Below are 13,555 nucleotides of genomic sequence, written 5' to 3'. Positions count from 1 at the left end.
AATATGAAAAACAAAGCCATATTTCTTTCTTTATTTTCTTTCTTCCTTTTTTTATTTTTCATTTTTCCAAAAGAAACGCACGCTCTTTCTTGGGATATTGTTATGAATGATGGGTTTGGAGAGGGTGTCCAAAATAGGACAATTAACAGTTTGGTTGTTTTTGGAGATTATATTTATGCTGGAGTTAATAATACAACCGATGGTGCCAAGGTTTTAAGGAGTACAGATGGCTCTTCTTGGACACAGGTAAATACTAATGGCTTTGGAGATTCTGCTCATACAAACGTAGTTCTTTTTACGGGTAATAATATTTTATATGCTGCTGGTACCGTCGGGGAAGCAGGAGTTTCTGGTTTTAAACTTTTAAAAACCACAAACGGTACTGATTGGGTGCAAATTGGAACTGACGGATTTGGAACGGCTGATAATTATGGGATACAAAGTATGACCTTGTTTGGAGGAAAGCTATATATTTCTGTTTATTTTATAGACTTTATTACTTTTGATATGGGAGTTAGAATTTATCGTATAGATAGTGATTCCAGCTGGACAAAGGTTAACGAAGAAGGCTTTGGAGATGCAAGCAATGTTAATTCTTATGCAATGAGTGTTTTTGAAGACCAGCTATATGTTGGTACTCATCATGGTGCTCAGGGTCCTGAAATGTGGCGGACTCAAAGCGGAACAAGTTGGTCTCAGGTAGTAGATAATGGATTTGGAGAAATAAATGGTCGTTTTTTCTCAAGTATTTTTAGTTTTCACGAAAAAATCTACGCCTCAATAATGAGTGATACTGGTCTTGAGCTTTGGAGGTCAGATAGTGGAAATTCTGATACATGGACACAGATGGGAGAAGACGGTTTTGGAAGTGCTAACAATCTATGGACTGCTTATACCCCGGTAATCGTAAATGATGTTATTTATTTTGGTACAGGGAATGAAACTGCTAATCTTGCTAAAATTTTTATTTCTCAAGACGGAGAAAACTGGACAGAAGAAGATAATAGTGCTTTTTTACATGTAAATGATGAAGGAATTTACTCGGGAACTTTTTTTAATAGTAGAACTTATTTTGCAATCGGGAACGACACTATCGGTTCAAGAATAATAAGATCTGAGACGCTTGATCTTTTAGAAATTACAACAGAATCAAGCGATTTACCAGAAGCAATTAAAGGAGAAAATTATAGTTACCAGGTTGAATATGAAAATGGAACTTCTCCATATACTTGTACTTGGGAAGGGGATTTGCCAGAAGGCATGGAGGTGACTTCGGGCTGTAAAATAGAAGGTACCCCACAAAAAGCAAGCAATCACACTTTTACTGTTTATCTTTCAGATTCTGGAATTCCAGCTCAAATAGATGGAAAAGAACTCACGTTGATAGTCAATGAGTCAGAATCGGAAGGTCAGGAGCTTACAGAATTACCAGAAACGGGAGTAAGTTTTAATTATCCTTTTGTTTTTATTTTAGGATTATTTTTATTCTTTGGATTATATCTTGAAAAATCATCTCAACTTTGATATTTTTATTATTGTCTAGGGGCCTGTAGCTCAACTGGCTAGAGCACCCGCCTTGCACGCGGGAGGTTACCGGTTCGACCCCGGTCAGGTCCACTTTTTATTTTAGGAAAGTATTGGTATTCTATTTGACGAAAAAAGTAAAAAATGGTATAATTTATACCGTTCGCTTTTTAATTGAAAATTTGTTAATATTCAAAAAGTTTTTCATGTTTACAAAGCTAAAAATAAAGCTTAAAGGAGCAAAATTCAGAAGAAGAATTTTCTGGAAAGATGTTTTTAAAATATTTTTTCTACAAATATTGATTTTTTCTTTCTTTTTTGGTTTTGAAAAAGCTTTAAAAATATCTCCGATTTCAATTCCAGAGAATTTTCCTCAAAGCTTACTTTTTATTATGTCCGCTGTTTTATTTTCTTTTTTTATTTTTATCGCTATTTTGAGCTTTAAAAAACTTTCACCAAAAAAAGTTGCAAAAGAAGAACTAAAAACAAGCGGAATTTATTCTTATACAAGACATCCTTTCTATGGGGCAATAGTTTTCTTTTTAAATCCGGCAATTGCAATTTTTTTAAGATCCTGGGGAATGCTTACCGCCTGTATAGTTTGTTTTTACCTTTGGAAGTGGTTTGTAAAAGAAGAGGAAGAAAGACTTACTGAAAAATTCGGGAAAGAATATCATGATTATAAAATAAAAACCTCAAGATTATTTTTGCCTCGAGTTTTTGAAACTGCTTATTCTAGAAAAAAAGCTCTATTTTATGTTTTAATTTCTTTTTCAAGTTTCCTAATTGTTATTATCGGCTTTAATATTTATACAGAATTTGAAGCAAAAAGAGCTGAATTTTCTGAACAGGTTTTTACAGATGAAATTTCAATAATAAATAATAAAATCAGCGACATCAAGATAACGCCGCCTACTCCTTCTCCTACAAGACCAGCAAAGAATTACAAAAGAAGGATAGATAAAAACGCTTACAAGAACGGCAAAATTAAAATAACAAGAATTGGCGTAGAAGCTCCTATTGTTTTTGTAAACAGCACAAAATATCTTGATTATTATCACAAATATGGAGTAGTCCATTATCCCAAAACTTCAACTCCTGGCAAGGGAGGTGCTATGTTGCTTTCGGGGCACAGTTCTGGCCCTCCGAATGTTAGAGGTAAATATGACTATATTTTTTCCAAATTAAACAGTTTAAGACCCGGAGATAAAGTTACTATTTATTATGAGGGCACTACTTATGAATATAGGATTTTCAGGAAAGAGATTGTCTGGCCCAAAGAGGCAAAATTAAGAGAATATAAGGGAAGGGAAACAATTTCACTTCTTTCTTGCTGGCCGGTTGGTACTAATTCAAGAAGGATTATAGTTGAAGCTCAAAGAATAAGATAATTTAACTATAGCAACTTCTAACTAACTAACTAACTAACTAATAACTTTCTAGATTCCAAAACATTATCGACATTGCAAGTCCATAATTTTAAGAAATGATCTTTGATTTTTGTAAATAGGGTTGACAAAAGATTCAAAGTTTTATATAATATAGGTATGTACATTGAAATCATGGATTCCTAATATGGATTGCCATGTTAATCATATAATGTAAGATTTCGTCCCAGTGAAAGGAGGGATAGAAATGGCTGTAAAAAAGTGCAAGGCAATCAGTGTCACTACTGGCAAGCGTTGTAAGAACAACGCCTTGCCGGGTTCTGAATACTGTTATGTCAGCGCACACCAAGCGTTGGCAGGCAAGAAGAATCCCGGCAAGAAGGCCGCTGGAGCTGCGGCCGGTGGAGCCGCTGTCGGCGCTGCCGCAACCTGGCCCTTCTGGAAGAAGGCGTTACTCGCGGGCGGCATAGCGTTGATACTAGTTATCGCCGCGTGCCTAATCCCGAAGATCGTGTGGCATATGGGCAAGGTCACGGTAGTTCACGAGGGAAACCCCGAGAACCCCGTGGTGATCGAGGAAAAGGTCGATGCCAACGTCAATGTGGACGGTGAGCTCGATCTTAACCATGACGGCTTTTTGGACGTTGATCTGGGGAATCCTCCAGACGAGACGTTCAAAGTTGAGCCAGTTTGCCCATGGTGGCCAGTTCCTCAGGAACCGCCGCCGACCTCGGTAGCACCGACGCCAGGAGAGCCACCGATCGCGGACGTTACGCCAACGCCTACGCCGCCATACGTTCCGCCGCAACAGGAAGAACCGGTGTACAGCAGCGTGCCAGACGATAACAACCTGGCATCAAGTGAGGTTCCCTGTGGCGCCGAGACTGCCTCGACCGCCGATCATGGCGAAGAGGGCGCAGGAGACGAAGACCTGGCAATGGCTCTGGAGGAGCCAGATCCGGGCCTGTAACGTAACCCAGGGGGGTTGGAATGCTTAGGCATTCGCTGGGTATGTGCTTTAAGTGCATAAACACCCCTCCCATTCACTTAATTTAAAAAATTTGAGTTAAGTGAATGGGAAATAAATAAAGTTGTGCTTTCAACTTCAAAGGTCAAATTCCCAAATATTAAATAGCCCAGTTAAATATTACAAAAGATAATTTAACGGGCCAGGTTTAACAAACAAAATTATGAAAATCATAAAAGTTTTATCAAAGAAAGTTTTTACAGGAAGCGTTCTTTTCTCTATGATTTTGTTTCAAGCTGGTGCTTTAATGCCACAAGGGCAAGCATTCGCTGCTGGCGCAAAGTTTGAAGGAAACTTAAAACTTTGGGATTCAGCAAAAAGTTCTTGGGAAGATCCAATTTCTGCAAACGCTGGAGATAGAATCGCAATGAGATTTGCTTACAAAAACACGGGCGAGACAGCAAAAGGAGGAGCAGTAACCATTGATTTTAAAGACAACACAAATAAAAAACTTGTCTTTTATGGTTATGTTGATGCAGATAATTCTGATTATCTTATGAACACAGGAACTGTTAATGTTCCTGTTAGCGGTCTTCAATTTACGTTTGACAATACTGCTAGTTGGTATACTTCAAGCGGGAAAAAAGACGTTAATGTTGATATCTCAAAAGAAGGAAAGAGAGCTATTGTAGCAGTTGGAGAAGTTCCAGGCGGAGGGGGTATTACTTCTGAAGGTTATGTAGTTTTCAGAGGCACAATCTCAAGTCCTGCTCCAAGATTTAATTATCAAGAAGGAGATGAGGAATTATTGAAGCTTTTAAACAAAACCAAAGGAGATACTACTTGGCAAGATCCAGTTTCTGCAAATGGCGGAGATGTAATTGCTTTTAATGTTTATTATCACAATGGTGTTGTAGGATCGGTTGCAAAAAACACAAAAGTTTCGATTGAATTTCCAGGTGAGTCAGGAAATAAAATTGCAACAGTTGGTATTGTAGATGCAGATAACACTTCTGCGGTATATGACTACGGGACAATTAATGTTTCTGGAATGCCAGAGGAGTTAACATTTGAAAAAACTGCTCTTTGGTATCCAAATGGCAGTTCAACTGCAACAGAAGTTCCGGTTACAATTTCAGGGAATAAAGTAATTGTGGATATTGGAGACATTAAAGGGTGCTGGGAGTATAAAGGAAGAGTAGTTTTCAAAGCAACTCTTTCTAAAACAGCAGGACCAACTCCAGAGCCAAAACCTCCGGTTGAGACTCCGGGTGAAGTACTTGGAGCTTACACCGAGCAGGAACTTGGAAAAGTTCCAGTTACAGGTGCTCCTTCGGCCGTAGCTTTAACCTTTATTTCTGGAATGCTTGGCTACGGAGCAGTTGCAAGAAAGAAATTAAAAGAAAAGCTCTTGGGTTCAAAACTCCAAAGTGCAATAGACATTGCAAGGAAAAAGAAAAGTTTGTAAAATTTTCTTTCTAATTTGAAAAGCCCCGCCATATTATGGCGGGGCTTTTTGTTATAAGACCTCAGCATTTTTTAAGAATTCTTCAAAGCTAGAGAAAATTTTTACTGCCTTATCTCTTGTAAATTTATAGTCAGGATCTGCTAAAATATTTATAAAGATATCATGGGCTGAAATCAAGTCGGAGACATTTGGAATTTGCGCTTCTTTTACGTTTTTTAATTTTTCTTTTATTCCTTCTCCTTTGTAACCCATTTTAGAGAGCACATTTTCAACTATTTCTTCACTTTCAATAACTGCTAATTTCCAATTTGCTTCACTTGGAGACTCAATTCTTTTTTTAATCTTTTTCCATTTTTTCTGAATTGCATTTTCTCCGGCAGTTTTTCCCCCTCTAGCAAAATCAAGAAAATCTGCGCTGATATACCAGTAAATCCAGCTGCTTTTCCAGAGGGCCCAAATTATAACCGTAAGGAAAATTAAAATTGCCAAAAGCGAAACCGGCTGCAGAATAGAAATAATATTTTGCCAGGCCTCAGATTGAAAGAAAAGAGGAATAGATTCTATGTTAAAATTTATCATGAATTTTCTTTAATTTTAATCTTTATTTTACTTTTTTCAAATAAAAATTTTACCTACTTCAAAAAGTCTATCTTCGCAAAAAGGTGGTGCAATAAGTTGAATACCAACTGGCATATTTTCTGTTTTGCCGCAATTTACTGAAAGCGCAGGAACACCCGCAAGGCTTGCGGCAACAGTGAAGATATCAGAAAGATACATTTTTAAAGGATCGTTTATTTTCTCTCTAATTTTAAAAGCCACAGTTGGGGATGTGGGTGTTAATATTATATCAACCTTATTAAAGGCTTTTTTAAAATCTTCTTTTATAAGTATTCTTACTTTTCTTGCCTTGTTATAATATTCGTCATAATATCCGGCAGATAAAGCAAAAGTTCCAATTATAATTCTTCTTTTCACTTCTTTTCCAAGGTATTTACCCCTTGTTTTTGAATAAACCTCAAAAAGTGTTTTTGCTGAACTTTCAGATTCTCCATAATTCTGCGAAGTAGAATTAATGCTTGCTCCATAATTCTGCGAAGTAGAATTAATGCTTGCTCCATAATTCTGCGAAGTAGAATTAATGCTTGCTCCATATTTTATTCCATCATAGCGCGCCATGTTAGCTGAAACTTCAGAAGGCATAATTAGATAATAAACTGCCAATGCATATTCTGTGTGTGGAAGGGAAATGTTTTTTATTTTAGCACCTTTTTTTTCTAAATTTTCAATAGTATTTTTTATTTTTTCTTTTACTCCTTTTTCAATTCCTTCAACAAAATATTCTTTTGGAATTCCGATTCTTAAATTTTTGATATCAATTTTTCTGTTTTTTGTTTTTTCTTCAATACTAGTTGAGTCCATTTTATCTTTCCCCTTTATTGCATTAAAAACAATTTCTGTGTCTTCTGTTGTTTTTGTTAATGTTCCTATTTGGTCAAGAGAAGAGGCCATTGCCATTAAGCCGTATCTTGAGACATTGCCATAGGTTGGTTTAAGTCCTACAATTCCGCAGAAAGAAGCAGGCTGTCTTATAGAGCCTCCTGTATCTGAACCGAGCGCACACAAACATAAATCTGCTGCAATTGCTGCAGCAGAGCCGCCAGAAGAACCCCCCGGAACCCTGCTAAGATCATTTGGATTTTTTGTAGTAAAAAAAGCAGAGTTTTCTGTGGAAGATCCCATTGCAAACTCATCCATATTTGTTTTTCCAAGGAAAATAGCGCCTTGTTCTTTCAATTTTTTAATTACTGTAGCATCGTAAGGAGCAATATAGTTTTGGAGAATTTTAGATCCTGCGGTGCATTTTATGTCTTCGATTAAGATATTATCTTTGATTGCAAAAGGCACACCACACAAAAGAGGGGAATTTTCACCCATTTTTTCTATTATTTTTTGAGATTCTTTTGCCCGAGAAAGAGCTAAATTTTCTGTAACAGTTAAAAATGCATTAATTTTTCCATCCTCTTTTTTTATTTTTTCAAGATAATTTTTTGTAACCTCAACGCAAGAAGTTTCTTTTTTTAATAATTTCTTACGTAATTCTTTAATTGTCATAAAGGCTATTTAAGTATTTCTTTTACTTTTATATAATTTTCTTTTTTATCTGGCGCCGCATCAATTAACTTTTTTTTTGTTCCTTGTTTTTTATTCCTTGTTTCTTGCCTTGCCTTATCTTCTCTCATTACATTATAGATTTCTGCGGGATAATATATTTTATCTGTTTTTTTTATTTTAAGTTTCTCTATTTTTTTAACAAAATCCAAAATCGAAGAGAAATCTTTTTCAAAAGATTTTTTGTCTTCTTTTTTAATTTCAATACGAGCAAGTTTTAGAATATGATCAATATTCATTTTATAAATTTTATTTGGGTACTTCCATTTCCTCTGTTGATACAAGAACTTCTCTTAATTTCGGTAGGTTTTCAAGAACAATTCCACAGCCCCTTGCAACAGCTGTTAGGGGATCTTCGGGAACTTTTACTGGAATTTTTGTTTCTTTTTCAATGAGTTTGTCTAGCTTTTTTAAAAGACTACCACCACCAACGAGATAAATTCCCCTTTTCATAATATCAGCTAAGAGTTCTGGTGGCGCTTCTTCAATTGCAGTTTTTACTTCATTCACAATAGATCTAATAGATCCTTTAATTGCATCTCTTATATCTTCGTCTGTTACTACTATTTCTTTTGGAAGTCCTGTAATTAAATCTCTTCCTCTCATAGGATATTGAAGTTCTTCTTTTAATGGGAGCGCAGAGCCAATTTTTATTTTTAATTCTTCTGCAGTTCGCTCACCCAAGATAATTTTATATTCTTCTTCGGCGTAGCGAATAATATCTTGGTCTAGTTTATTTCCCGCAATCCTTAAAGATTTTGAGTTTACAATTCCACCAAGCGAGATACTTGCAACTTCAGTTGTGCCACCGCCAATATCAACAATTAAACTTCCTTCGGCTTCTTGCACGGGCAGGCGAGTGCCAATTGCTGAAGCCATTGGTTCTTCAATTAAATATACATCTCCTGCTCCTGCATTTTTTGCTGCGTCTTCAACTGCTTTTTTTTCAACTTCTGTAACTCCGCAGGGAATACCAACAACTAATCTTGGCCTTGGCCAAGGGAAAAATCTTTTTCCAAAAGATTTATCAATAAAATATTTAAGCATTTGCTCTGTAATTTCAAAGTCAGAGACAACTCCGCCAACAAGCGGTTTTGTAGCTATTATATGGGCAGGGGTTTTTCCTACCATTTTTCGTGCTTCTTCTCCAACAGCCAAGAGTTGTCCTGTCTTATTGTTGATAGCAACAACAGAAGGTTCGTTTATAATAATTCCCTTACCCCTTACATAAACAAGAGTATTTGCTGTTCCAAGATCAATGCCAACATCCCTTTGAAAAATCATAATTTTTTAAAATTAATGCGTAAGCTCCACATTTTTATAGAGTATTAATTTTGTCTATTTTAATCAATTTTATTTCTTTATTTTTTCTTTCTTTAAATTCAACGCAATTTTTCTTTAGCGTTTTTTCGGAAATTACAAGTCTTTTTGAAATACCAATTAAATCGTTTTCTGCTAATTTTTCTCCTCCAGAAATTTCCTTCCTGTCATCATACAATACACTAGTTTCTGAGTTTTGTCCATTTTTATTTAATATCTCATAAACCTTATCCGAGGTTTTTTTTATCTTGCTATCAATATTCGATTTACCACAGAAAATAGAAATTAAGTGGAACTTAAAGGGGGAGACTTCTTCTGGCCATAAAATTCCTTCTTTGTCATGGTATATCTCAACAATCGCTGCCATTAATCTTGAAAGTCCAATTCCATAGCATCCCATTAAAACTAAATTATCACTGCCATTTTTGTCTTTGAAACTTAAATTGAATGCCCTGGAATATTTATTCCCGAGCTTGAAGATATTTCCAACCTCTATGGTTTTTTCTTGATTAAAATCTTCTGATTTGCATTTTGGGCAGGATGGAATATTTGTTTTTATTTCTTTATTAATTGCAAGTTTGCATTTTTTGCAAATATAAATTGTATCTTCTCCTGCTTGGGTTACTGTTTGGAATTCATGAGAGTATTTTGAAAAAGTTCCACCGGAAGCAAGAGTAAGATAAGTATTTTTCAAAAGGCCTACTCTTTTAAAAATTTTAAAATAGGCCTCCTTTGCTTTTTCGTAGTATTTATCAAGATCTTCTTCGTTTTCGTGAAAAGAGTAGAGATCTTTCATTAAAAATTCACGACCCCTTAAAAGTCCTGATTTTGCCCTCAATTCGTCTCTGAATTTATCTTGAATTTGGTAAATATAAAGGGGCAAATTTTTATAAGACTTAACAAATTTTTTGGTAAGTGGGGTAATAACTTCTTCGTGGGTCCAGCCAAGACCGAAATCTTTTCCCTCCTGGTTTTTTGTTTTAAACATTTCTTCAATTTTCCATCTTTTTGTTGTTTCCCAGTTTTTTCTAGGATGTAGGGCCGGCATTAAAATTTCTTGGCCGCCAATTTCGTTCATCTCTTCACGAATTATATTCCCTATTTTATTTAGAACTCGAAGACCCAAGGGGAGAAAAGTATAAACTCCTGCCATTAATTTATCGACAAAACCAGCTCTCACGAGAAGCTTTGCGTTTATGCTTTTTTCTTTTTTTATATCTTCCTTTCTTGTTTTTGTGAAAAGTTGGGATTGTCGCATAAATAAAAAGCCTTATTATTGCTTCATTATAACAGGATTTTTTGGAAAATAAAATTACTACTCAACTGTTACGCTTTTTGCCAAATTTCTTGGCTTATCAACATCATAGCCCTTTAGAGTTCCCATATAATATGCAAAAAGCTGTAGTGGGACAACAGTTAAAAATGGAGTTAGCATTTCTAATGTCTTGGGAATAAAGATAACATCATCTACTAATTTTTTAATCTTTTTATTGCCCTCTGTTGCAATTGCGATTATTGGTCCTTTTCGTGCTTTAATTTCTTCAATATTTGATTGAGTTTTTTCATAAACACTGTCTGTTGTTGCGATAGCAACGGTAGGGAAGTTTTTGTCAATTAGAGCAATCGGGCCGTGTTTCATTTCGCCAGCGCCATATCCCTCACTATGGATATAAGAAATTTCTTTTAATTTTAATGCTCCCTCAAAAGCAATTGGGAAATTGTATTTCCTTCCTATAAAAAGAAAGTTCGGATAATTCTTGTATTTTTTTGCGAGCGATTTTATTTGGCTTTCTATCTTTAGAGTTTTTTTAACAAGTTCCGGAAGCTTATTTATTTCTTTTGTTATTCTCTGGCCCATCACAATAGACATGTCTCTTTGTCTTCCCAGTAGAACTGTTAGGAGAGCCAAAATTTCAATTTGAGAAGTGAATGCTTTGGTTGAGGCAACTCCAATTTCGGGTCCGCAATGATTATAAACACCAGCATCAGTTTCTCTTGCAATTGTAGATCCTACTGTATTTACAATTCCAAGGGACAAAGCCCCTTTTTCTTTTCCTTCTCTTATTGCAGCTAGCGTGTCTGCAGTTTCTCCGCTCTGTGAAATCGCAAGGATTGCCGTGTTTTCATTTAAGACTGGTTTTCTGTATCTAAATTCTGAAGCATATTCTACCTCAACCGGAATTCCCGCGTATTCTTCAAGCATATATTCACCGATAAGACCCGCATGGTATGCAGTTCCACAAGCGACAATAATAATTCTTTTAATTTTTCTTAAATCTTTTTTTACATCCTCAACCCCTCCCAACTTTACATTTCCTTCCTCGGGAATTGTTCTTCCTCTTTTTGAGTCTTTCAAGCTTTCTGGCTGTTCCATTATTTCTTTTAACATAAAATGAGGATATCCTCCTTTTTGTGCTTGTTCAACGTCCCAATCAATCTCCATAATTTCTTTTTCCTTTGTTTTGTTTTCAAGATCAGAGACAGTAAGGTCATCTTTCTTTAAAGTAGCGATTTCTCCATCATCAAGAAACATTATTCTTTTTGAGTGCGAAAGCAAGGCTGCTGCGTCAGAAGCAACAACAATTTCATCGTTATTTACGGCTATTGCAAGAGGGCTTGAGTTTCTTGCTGCAACGATTTTTTCAGGATCATCAACTGCTATTGCCAGCAACGCGTAAGTTCCTCTTACCTTTTTTAAGGCCAATCTTACTGCTTTTTCTAAATTGCCCTTGAAAAATTCTTCTATTAGGTGTGCCAAAATTTCCGTGTCGGTTTCTGATACAAACTTATGTCCTTTTTTCTTTAAAGTTTCTTTTAGTTCTTTATAGTTTTCAATAATACCGTTATGAACAACCCAAATTTTCTTTTTACAGTCATGGTGAGGATGTGCGTTAATTTCGGTTGGCTCTCCGTGAGTTGCCCACCTTGTGTGCAGTATAAAAGGAACGCCGTTTAATTTATTTTTAAAGAATTTTTTTTCAAGAGAGTTAATTTTACCAACAGATTTTAAAGAAGAAATTTTATTTTTTTCTTTATTTAGAACCGCCATGCCCGCAGAGTCATATCCTCTGTATTCAAGGCGTTTTAATGCTTCAATTCCCAAAAAAGGATCTTTTTTTGGACCAATGTAACCTACTATTCCGCACATGCTATTTTTACCCAAGAGGGCAAGAATTATTTATTTTTCGCAGCCCGATTGGCTACAAAATTAGCACCGAGCACATAAGATTTATGTGCTTGGTAAAAACCTTTATGTTACTAAATTAATTAGTTTGTTTGGAACGAAAATGACCTTTTTAATTTTCGTTCTTGCAACATATTTTTTAATCTTTTCTCTTCCCAAAGTCAATGCTTCAACTTCCTTTTGGGAAAGGTTTTTTTCAACTTCTAATTTATCCCGCATTTTACCGTTAACTTGGACTATTAAAGTTATTTTTTCCTCTTTGATTAATTTTTCGTCATATTTAGGCCAGGATTGTTTAAAGATGCTTTTTTTATGACCCATATCCTTCCATATTTTTTCGGTGATGAATGGCGCAAAAGGAGCTAATAATTTTAAAAAAGTTTCAAAGTCTTTTTTAAATATATATGTTATAAAACATCCTGGTTTTCTTTCTAATGATTCAGGTGATTCAAAAAAATTATTTTTTAAAATCATTAATTGGCTTATCGCAGTATTGAATTTAAAGTTTTCAATATCTTCTCCTACTTTTTTTATGGTTTTATTTAAAGGAACATTAACATTTTCGCTTGTCGCTTTATTTTCATTAATCCAACCCTCGAATAATTTTTTATCTCCTTTTATCCACGTAAAATAAAATTCATGAACATCGTTTAAAAATCTTTTAATTCCAGCAATGCTTTCTGTGTTCCACGGTTTTGTGTCCTCAAGTGGGCCAAGGAACATTTCATACATTCGTAAGGTGTCTGCGCCATATCCTTTATAAGGAGCGTTGATTTGGCAATCTTTTATAATATCATCCGGATTAATTACATTGCCCTTTGATTTTGACATTTTATGTCCGTCAGGCGCCAGGATTGTTCCTTGATGGCGAAGTTTTAAAAATGGTTCTGAAAAGTTAAGATACCCGAATTTTTGAAGGGCCTTAGTAAAAAATCTTGAATATAAAAGATGCAATACAGAGTGCTCGGCGCCTCCAACATAAACATCAACAGGCAGCCATTTTTTAAGGGCTTCTTTTGAAGCAAATTCTTTATCGTTTTTTGGATCCGCGTACCTTAAATAGTACCAGGAAGAGCAAACAAAAGTATCCATTGTATCTGACTCACGCCTGGCTTTAGCTCCACACTTTGGACATTTTACATCGTGGAATTTTTTTGAATTTACCAAAGGACTTTCACCGGTTGGCTTGAAATCAACATCAGTTGGCAGTTTAACTGGCAAGTCTTTTTCAGAGACCGGGACTTCTCCACACTTTTCGCAATAAATAATCGGAATTGGTGCGCCCCAATATCTTTGTCTTGATATTAACCAATCGCGAAGTTTGTAATTTACAGCTTTTTTGCCTAATTTGTTTTTTTCTAACCATTCAATCATTTTTTCTTTTGCTTTTGAAGTTTTAAGTCCATTCAAAAAATCTGAGTTAATAGAAACGCCTTCATCTGTATGGATTAAAAGTTCATGGTAAAAAGCATCTTCAGAAATCCAAGATGGCCAAGAATAAACATTTTGAGGTTGCTCAGGAATTTTTTCTCCAT

At 35.4% G+C, this 13,555-nt stretch carries 11 protein-coding genes and 1 tRNA gene; 5 read left to right on the top strand and 7 right to left on the bottom strand.

Translation table 11 applies throughout. From position 1 onward, the window contains the following. Positions 1 to 3 precede the first annotated feature (3 nt). From PHI88_01800 to PHI88_01780, 5 genes are all read left to right on the top strand, one after another. A complete protein-coding gene (locus PHI88_01800; protein MDD5551875.1) occupies positions 4 to 1,524 on the top strand; it encodes a putative Ig domain-containing protein in 1,521 nt (506 codons plus the stop codon). A 19-nt stretch (positions 1,525 to 1,543) separates the two neighbouring features. Next, positions 1,544 to 1,617, top strand: a tRNA-Ala gene (locus PHI88_01795). A 113-nt stretch (positions 1,618 to 1,730) separates the two neighbouring features. Further along, positions 1,731 to 2,915 carry a sortase gene (locus tag PHI88_01790; protein ID MDD5551874.1) on the top strand — a complete coding sequence of 395 codons (1,185 nt, stop codon included), beginning with the start codon at positions 1,731 to 1,733 and terminating at the stop codon, positions 2,913 to 2,915. A gap of 244 nt (positions 2,916 to 3,159) precedes the next feature. Then, positions 3,160 to 3,882, top strand: a complete 723-nt coding sequence (locus tag PHI88_01785; GenBank protein MDD5551873.1) for a hypothetical protein — start codon at positions 3,160 to 3,162, stop codon at positions 3,880 to 3,882. A gap of 220 nt (positions 3,883 to 4,102) precedes the next feature. After that, on the top strand, positions 4,103 to 5,347 hold the full coding sequence (locus tag PHI88_01780; protein ID MDD5551872.1) for a hypothetical protein: 1,245 nt from the start codon (positions 4,103 to 4,105) through the stop codon (positions 5,345 to 5,347). A 51-nt stretch (positions 5,348 to 5,398) separates the two neighbouring features. On the opposite strand, the gene PHI88_01775 is transcribed toward PHI88_01780, so the two are convergent. The 7 genes from PHI88_01775 to PHI88_01745 all read right to left on the bottom strand — a co-directional run. After that, the gene (locus PHI88_01775; GenBank protein ID MDD5551871.1) at positions 5,399 to 5,926 is read right to left on the bottom strand and encodes a hypothetical protein; all 528 of its coding nucleotides are present in this window, start codon (positions 5,924 to 5,926) and stop codon (positions 5,399 to 5,401) included. A gap of 36 nt (positions 5,927 to 5,962) precedes the next feature. Beyond that, a complete protein-coding gene (locus PHI88_01770) occupies positions 5,963 to 7,459 on the bottom strand; it encodes an amidase family protein (GenBank protein MDD5551870.1) in 1,497 nt (498 codons plus the stop codon). A gap of 5 nt (positions 7,460 to 7,464) precedes the next feature. After that, positions 7,465 to 7,755, bottom strand: coding sequence for an Asp-tRNA(Asn)/Glu-tRNA(Gln) amidotransferase subunit GatC (gene gatC / locus PHI88_01765; protein ID MDD5551869.1), 291 nt, complete (start codon positions 7,753 to 7,755; stop codon positions 7,465 to 7,467). A gap of 10 nt (positions 7,756 to 7,765) precedes the next feature. Continuing rightward, positions 7,766 to 8,800: a rod shape-determining protein gene (locus tag PHI88_01760; protein MDD5551868.1), complete on the bottom strand. Its 1,035-nt coding sequence runs from the start codon at positions 8,798 to 8,800 to the stop codon at positions 7,766 to 7,768. Between the two features lie 34 nt (positions 8,801 to 8,834). Further along, positions 8,835 to 10,094, bottom strand: coding sequence for a His/Gly/Thr/Pro-type tRNA ligase C-terminal domain-containing protein (locus PHI88_01755; GenBank protein MDD5551867.1), 1,260 nt, complete (start codon positions 10,092 to 10,094; stop codon positions 8,835 to 8,837). A 57-nt stretch (positions 10,095 to 10,151) separates the two neighbouring features. Continuing rightward, the gene (glmS, locus tag PHI88_01750) at positions 10,152 to 11,984 is read right to left on the bottom strand and encodes a glutamine--fructose-6-phosphate transaminase (isomerizing) (GenBank protein MDD5551866.1); all 1,833 of its coding nucleotides are present in this window, start codon (positions 11,982 to 11,984) and stop codon (positions 10,152 to 10,154) included. A 102-nt stretch (positions 11,985 to 12,086) separates the two neighbouring features. After that, on the bottom strand, positions 12,087 to 13,555 hold a 1,469-nt coding region (locus PHI88_01745), incomplete at its 5' end, for a class I tRNA ligase family protein (protein ID MDD5551865.1).

It is taken from the genome of Candidatus Paceibacterota bacterium (genome assembly GCA_028716825.1).
Classification (GTDB): domain Bacteria; phylum Patescibacteriota; class Minisyncoccia; order Minisyncoccales.
This window is presented reverse-complemented; position numbering and strand designations above follow the sequence as displayed.

What these genes read in the sequence shown, in the direction of transcription:
- PHI88_01800 (MDD5551875.1), top strand. Translation starts at nt 4, where the DNA reads ATGAAAAACAAAGCCATATTTCTTTCTTTATTTTCTTTCTTCCTTTTT.
- PHI88_01790 (MDD5551874.1), top strand. Translation starts at nt 1,731, where the DNA reads ATGTTTACAAAGCTAAAAATAAAGCTTAAAGGAGCAAAATTCAGAAGA.
- PHI88_01785 (MDD5551873.1), top strand. Translation starts at nt 3,160, where the DNA reads ATGGCTGTAAAAAAGTGCAAGGCAATCAGTGTCACTACTGGCAAGCGT.
- PHI88_01780 (MDD5551872.1), top strand. Translation starts at nt 4,103, where the DNA reads ATGAAAATCATAAAAGTTTTATCAAAGAAAGTTTTTACAGGAAGCGTT.
- PHI88_01775 (MDD5551871.1), bottom strand. Translation starts at nt 5,926, where the DNA reads ATGATAAATTTTAACATAGAATCTATTCCTCTTTTCTTTCAATCTGAG.
- PHI88_01770 (MDD5551870.1), bottom strand. Translation starts at nt 7,459, where the DNA reads ATGACAATTAAAGAATTACGTAAGAAATTATTAAAAAAAGAAACTTCT.
- gatC (MDD5551869.1), bottom strand. Translation starts at nt 7,755, where the DNA reads ATGAATATTGATCATATTCTAAAACTTGCTCGTATTGAAATTAAAAAA.
- PHI88_01760 (MDD5551868.1), bottom strand. Translation starts at nt 8,800, where the DNA reads ATGATTTTTCAAAGGGATGTTGGCATTGATCTTGGAACAGCAAATACT.
- PHI88_01755 (MDD5551867.1), bottom strand. Translation starts at nt 10,094, where the DNA reads ATGCGACAATCCCAACTTTTCACAAAAACAAGAAAGGAAGATATAAAA.
- glmS (MDD5551866.1), bottom strand. Translation starts at nt 11,984, where the DNA reads ATGTGCGGAATAGTAGGTTACATTGGTCCAAAAAAAGATCCTTTTTTG.